Annotated in this window: 8 protein-coding genes; 5 read left to right on the top strand and 3 right to left on the bottom strand. The window is 36.1% G+C overall.

The genetic code is table 11. The annotated features are described in order from the left end of the window. The coding region (locus V7161_RS30365) for a CotG/ExsB N-terminal domain-containing protein (protein WP_420491581.1) at positions 1-169 on the bottom strand (169 nt) is incomplete at its 3' end. Positions 170-370: 201 nt separating this feature from the next. On the opposite strand from V7161_RS30365, the gene V7161_RS05660 reads away from it, so the two are divergent. Further along, on the top strand, positions 371-1,462 hold the full coding sequence (locus tag V7161_RS05660) for a CotH kinase family protein (RefSeq protein ID WP_335442986.1): 1,092 nt from the start codon (positions 371-373) through the stop codon (positions 1,460-1,462). 24 nt (positions 1,463-1,486) lie between these two features. Here the strand turns inward: V7161_RS05660 and V7161_RS05655 are convergent, their stop codons facing one another. Both V7161_RS05655 and V7161_RS05650 read right to left on the bottom strand, forming a co-directional pair. Continuing rightward, a complete protein-coding gene (locus tag V7161_RS05655) occupies positions 1,487-2,506 on the bottom strand; it encodes a hypothetical protein (RefSeq protein ID WP_335442984.1) in 1,020 nt (339 codons plus the stop codon). Beyond that, positions 2,503-3,381: an ABC transporter permease subunit gene (locus V7161_RS05650; RefSeq protein ID WP_335442982.1), complete on the bottom strand. Its 879-nt coding sequence runs from the start codon at positions 3,379-3,381 to the stop codon at positions 2,503-2,505. The genes V7161_RS05655 and V7161_RS05650 overlap by 4 nt, the downstream gene beginning before the upstream one ends. 407 nt (positions 3,382-3,788) lie before the next feature. On the opposite strand from V7161_RS05650, the gene V7161_RS05645 reads away from it, so the two are divergent. The 4 genes from V7161_RS05645 to V7161_RS05630 all read left to right on the top strand — a co-directional run bounded on the left by V7161_RS05645 (position 3,789) and on the right by V7161_RS05630 (position 5,845). Continuing rightward, the gene (locus V7161_RS05645; RefSeq protein WP_223590803.1) at positions 3,789-3,956 is read left to right on the top strand and encodes a hypothetical protein; all 168 of its coding nucleotides are present in this window, start codon (positions 3,789-3,791) and stop codon (positions 3,954-3,956) included. A gap of 18 nt (positions 3,957-3,974) precedes the next feature. Continuing rightward, a complete protein-coding gene (locus V7161_RS05640) occupies positions 3,975-4,391 on the top strand; it encodes a GNAT family N-acetyltransferase (protein WP_335442980.1) in 417 nt (138 codons plus the stop codon). Between the two features lie 15 nt (positions 4,392-4,406). Next, the gene (locus V7161_RS05635; protein WP_335442978.1) at positions 4,407-4,754 is read left to right on the top strand and encodes a YkgJ family cysteine cluster protein; all 348 of its coding nucleotides are present in this window, start codon (positions 4,407-4,409) and stop codon (positions 4,752-4,754) included. A 158-nt stretch (positions 4,755-4,912) separates the two neighbouring features. Further along, complete coding sequence (locus tag V7161_RS05630) at positions 4,913-5,845, top strand: alpha/beta hydrolase (RefSeq protein WP_335442976.1); 933 nt, start codon at positions 4,913-4,915, stop codon at positions 5,843-5,845. Positions 5,846-6,027: the final 182 nt, after the last annotated feature.

Below are 6,027 nucleotides of genomic sequence, written 5' to 3'. Positions count from 1 at the left end.
AAGTGTTTCTTCTTGAAGTATTTCTTCTTGAAGTATTACGGTTTCTAGAAGTCCTTCTGCGTGAAGTGCCGCGATTATGCCCAGGGTCTCTGAACATGAAATCCCACATACCGCCTTGTCTAGCTTCGTCTGCTGCATTTTGAATATCTCCTGATGAAAATTCGCTCATTTTTGCACCTCCTTTTAAAATAGAAAAGGGAGTACGAAAACTGATTGACAAAGTTTGTCTATAAAACTCACTCTTCTTTTTACAATTTACGTATGTAAGGGTATTTTTGTTTGGGACAAAAGCCTAACATAGGAAAAAATGCACCTTGTCGTGACCTCTAGCCATTCTTATTCATACCAATAATGGAGGGAGGAATAGTTCATGGACGATGCCGCTAAAATTCCACAATATAAGCTTTTTATTAACCCGCTTGATTTAAAGGAGCTTAAAAGAGACATTTGGATTGACGACCCAATTCCTGCTCAATTAAAACTAGAAGGAAAAAGACTGGAAATTGATTTAAGCTACCGTGGTTCTCATATTCGTGATTTTTTAAAAAAGTCCTATCAAATTACTTTCTTTAAACCAAATACATTTAAAGGTTCAAAACAGATTCATTTAAACGCCGAATTCAAGGACCCATCATTAATTCGTAACAAATTGTCCTTTGACTTCTTTTCGGAGCTTGGTGTTCTATCTCCACGTTCACAGCATGTTTTTTTAACTCTTAATGGAAAAGCGGAAGGGGTTTATTTAGAAATAGAATCAGTGGATCAACACTTTTTAAAACGAAGAAATCTCCCATCAGGGAGCATCTTCTATGCTGTTGATGGTGATGCTAATTTTTCTTTAATGAGTGACTTGGATAAAGAAATAAAGAAATCATTGGAATTAGGCTATAAAAGAAAGTGTGGGCCGGCATCTGATGATTACAAACTTCAAGAATTCATCATTAAAATAAACACGATTCCGATTCCTGAGTTTGAACGGGAAATTCAAAAATACCTCGATGTTGACAAATATCTCCGGTGGATAGCAGGGATTATCTTCACTGCCAACTATGATGGATTTGTTCATAATTATGCTCTATATCGAAATGGAGAAACAGGATTATTTGAAGTCATTCCTTGGGATTACGATGCAACATGGGGAAGGGATGTTAACGGAAAAATAATGAAGGCGAATTATGTGCCGATTGAAGGATTTAACACATTGACAGCACGATTATTATATGTTGATAATTTCCGAAGGCGCTATCGAAACCTGCTGGAGGACATTATTGAGCAGCAGTTTACAAAAGACTATATGGTTCCAAAAGCAGAAAACCTCCTCCAACAGATTCGCCCCTTTGTAATGCAAGACCCATATAAAAAACCCGACATAGACCAATTTGATCAAGAACTAGAGGTCATTTCTGAATATATCGATGAAAGAAGAAGATATTTACAAAGAAAACTGGCAAAATTAAATTAGGGTGTCACTCCTGACACCCCATTGTTAATTATTGGACATTTTTTGAAATGTAAAATCTGATTTTATTGCTATATTATTTTTACTAACCGCATCATTTTGTTTCTTCTTCTTCTTCTTTCTCCTTTTAAAAGTCATTCCTAGTGAATTGATGTCCAAGGACGCTTCAATTTCTTTCTTAATCATATTAATAATGATGATTAGGAGAAAATAACAAGTAAGCGGAATGAGTACAACCCATGGGGACATGAAAAATTCTCGATAATTTTGCCCAATTAGGCCAGCCCATTCTTTGGATATTGAATTTAAAATGGGCAGACCTCGTACTTCTTCTCTTGAAACGCCACCCAAATATACCTGAAAGGCTCCAAGATACATGATTAATACTAAGGTATTAAGCAGTTGCTGGATTGCCATCAAAAAGCCGTATGAAGTCAAAAATGGCTTCAAATGAGTCTTCAAAACATGCAAATGATTGCCCCCCATTAAATAGGAGGATTGAATAAAGGATTTTCCTTTCATTTCATCGATGATTTCTGAGGTCATAATTAGAACGGAAGGAACGCCCATAATAATTAAAATGATAATTTGATAAAATAATATACTATAAACCGAATCTTCTATATATGTTGTGGATACAGGAAGCATAAGAACTAAAGTTATAATAATCGGCGGAACTAAATTGAACACTAACAGGAAATCCTTTAAAATAGGCAGAAGTCGTTTCAGCCATAAAGAAAAGATAATCCCTAATGCTCCCCCGATCAAAACACGAATGAAGGTCACTCCAAAGGCTGATAGTAAAGTAAATTTAGCCCCATAAATCATCATGAGAAGAATATCTGCTCCGTTCCGGTCAGAGCCTAAAAGGTAGTGGGAGGAGGGCGGAATTGGCGGGACCCCTATTAAATTTCCCTTTTTGTCATATAAATACATAACTTTATTAAAATCTTCAGGTCCATAAAGGGGGTAAAGTAAGCTAAAGATGAGTACAATCCCGAGAATGGATAAGCCGATAATCATATTTTTATAGTTAAAAGCTTTCATACGCTGACCTTTTCCTTTCTTTTCCTCAATTTGAGAACTATGTAAGCAATAAGATTGGCCATGATTATGGGGACGGCAAATAAAAGGAATCCAAGAATAAAAGCTTCTGCTCTTTGGCCATACATAGAGCGCAGCACCTCTGCAAAACCATGAATGTTAAACAAGTATTCTACTACGATAATATTTGATAACAAGAACCAAATGATTGTTTGTAAATGAATCAATACTAATGGAAAAATATTACGAATAATATGTTTAATATAAATGACGCTTTTAGGAAGCCCTTTAGCCCTCAAGAAAAGAACATAATCCTGCTGCTCCTCGACGGCCATTTCTTTTAAAAGGAACTGTATTAAAAAAATGGCAGGAACAAAAAACGAAATGATTATAGGCATGAAATAGGGTTCTGTATGATTTCCGCCATATAGCTGAAAAAGTTTTACATCGAACGTCTTATAAAAATAAATAACCATATATTGAAGCAGAAAAATAATAAGCAGGTCCGGTGCGGTAATCGTGAAATCAATAAAACTGCTTATTCGTTTTCGAAAGGTATGAGGAAGCATCATAATCGCAGTAGCCGCAATCACGCCGATAAACACCACTAATAGTAGAGAAATCGATAAGATGGTCATTGTATAGGCATACTTCTCCATACCTTCACCTTTAAAATAATGAAATATGTAAGAATAGTCATTATAGTGCAAAAACAAGGCTAAGTTGTCTAGGACATAGTACTTATACGAGCTGAAATGAAATTCAACTTCTTTATTACCTGAATTGAAAACAAAAAGTATCGGTATATTGACTACGCACACAAAGCCCGCTAATATAGCGATCAGCCTCACTGGAAGATATAATATTTTTTTAATCATGCGCTCCATTCCCTTCAAAAACACTGTTCAATATTTTGACGGAAATAGAAATAAAAGGTTTCTTTTATATAAGAAAAAATTTTCTGAAACATCTTTTATCAAACTTACGTCTATTTATTACAGAACTTGAAGAAATATGAAAAAATAAATGCGATAAAGAGGACAGGTAAATGAAAATTATTCGTCTGACAAAAAAAGCTGGATCTTTGGTTCTGGATTGCTTGATTGGGGATTGAAGTGCTGAGCCTAATTTCGACTTTTCCCGTTTTATTCGAGGATTTATCATTTCATTATACCTATTACCGTTGCGTTCATAAATGATTCTATAAATGCCTTTTTCAATAGTAAAGTTGTTAATAAGACTAAGCCGGGCAATTGAAACCCTACATAGAAGGGAAGGGGAAACGATGCTTAGAAATGTAATTGTTGTAATAGATGATGAAGACAGTGTAAAACAGGCGATTAGAGAAATTTTGCGAGCAAAGCATAAAGGACATGAGTATGCCCTTGATTTAACGAGAATTAAAGATAGGGATAGAAAAAGAGAAATAATGAAAAGACTAACTCGATATTAAATTGAAAGGTGAAACTAGATGGATTTTAATATTGTAACTCAGCTTTCCAACAAGCAAATGATCCAGTTAGAAAGATTATTTCAGTTAGAATGGTGGACAAAAGGACGAGAATTTCCCGATATTAAGAGGATGGTTGAACATTCTGACTTCATTGTAGGATATATTGAACCAGGTACAGATGAGTTAATTGCTTTTGCGCGTGTATTAACGGACTATGTCTATAAGGGCTTGATTTTTGATGTTATCGTAAAGGAAGCCTATCGAGGCAGAGATCTAGGTAGTGCTTTAATAAATACTATTCTAGAAGAACCTTATTTGAGAGATGTAAAGCATTTCGAATTATATTGCCGCCCTGAAATGGTCCCTTTTTATCATAAATGGGGATTTTCAGAAAAATTGGGCGACCTTACTTTTATGAGATTAATAAATAGCTAATAAAGGGAGAGATATATGAATAGTCTTCCATGTCAAGGCTGCAGAGGTCTATGCTGCGGCCCTGTGCCAGTTACATCAAAGGAATTAAAACGAATTAAAACAAAGATCAAAACTATGCCAGCTAAAATACGACTACAGCTTCAAAATCAAAAAAGATACTATGGAACATGTATATTCTACGACCTTGATAAAGATAGATGTGGAATTCATGAAGCTAGGCCTGATACCTGCCGAAAGTTTGGTTATTATAAACATCTCGTTTGTTTTCGGAATCCAGCAGCAGCAACCAATGAACCAGAACCATTAACAGAAGAATTTGTCGGTATGCTTAGTGTCGATTTTACCTGGAAAGATTTTAGTTAAAAGCTGTTTTCGTAAAAATTGGGATTCGACACAATATAGCCATCCTTTACTGCCGCATTTATTCTATTATTAACAAATAATTTCCGATAGAAGGAAATAAATGCCTTATCTCGAATTGAATTAATGTAAGAATATTCTAACAGAAGGAAGGCGAATTCATGTCACTAGATCCACAAACAAAATTAGTTTTAGATCAGTTAGCTGCTGCCGGAGCTCCTCCTATGGAAACTTTAACTCCTGAGCAAGCAAGACAAGCGTTTTTATTGCCACAGGCCGAGTTAGAGGAAGTTGGTAAAATAGAAAATCGGACAATCCCTGGTCCAGTGACGGACATTCCTGTTCGAGTTTATTATCCAAAGGAAAGTCAAACGAACTATCCCGCACTGGTCTTTTACCATGGCGGAGGTTGGGTTATCGGAAACATTGAAACTCATGATAATGTATGCCGTGCAATAACAAATCTAGCCAATTGTGTGACTATTTCAGTCGATTATCGTCTAGCGCCTGAGCATAAATTCCCTGCTGCAGTGGAAGATTCGTATGCGGCAGTTCAGTATGTTTACGAAAATGCAGAAGCTTTTCAGGTTGACCGTACTCGGATTGCCGTTGGTGGAGATAGTGCCGGTGGTAATTTGGCGGCAGTCGTTGCAAATTTGTCTAAGGATAATAACCATCCATCTATATGTTTCCAACTATTAATCTATCCAAGTACGAACGTTGGCGGAGAACCAACTGTTTCGATGAGAGAAAATGCAGAAGGATATTTCTTAACAAAAGGAACGATGGAATGGTTTAGGGCTTGTTATTTAAATAGTGAAGAAGATAAGCATAACCCGCTTTTATCGCCAATTCTGTATGAAGATTTTAATAACCTTCCGCCAGCACTTGTGATTACTGCTGAATTTGATCCTCTCAGAGATGAGGGTGAGGAATACGCGAAAAAGCTTGCTGAAGCCGGAGTAGAAGTGGAATGTGTTCGCTACGACAGAACAATCCATGGATTTGTCAGCATGGCTGCCGTGATAGACCAAGGAAAACGTGCACTTGAAAAATCAGGCAGGGCACTAAAGAAAGCGTTTAATTCAAAATAGATTAATTAAGACCGCCTTTTTCTCAGGCGGTTTTTCTTTGTACATGCGGTAGTGGCTTTGCCCAATTCTTATCCGAATTATTATCATTGTTCTCTACAATTGATGGAGAAAAACAGATATTATCATAAAGAAACGAAAGTCCCTTTTACAATTTGAAGGGACTTTTTTGTTTTGAATAATGA

The sequence above is a fragment of the Neobacillus drentensis genome (assembly GCF_036965425.1).
GTDB classification, from domain to species: domain Bacteria; phylum Bacillota; class Bacilli; order Bacillales; family Cytobacillaceae; genus Neobacillus; species Neobacillus drentensis_F.
The sequence above is the reverse complement of the archived record's forward strand: the minus strand, read 5'-3'. Positions and strand labels throughout refer to the sequence as shown.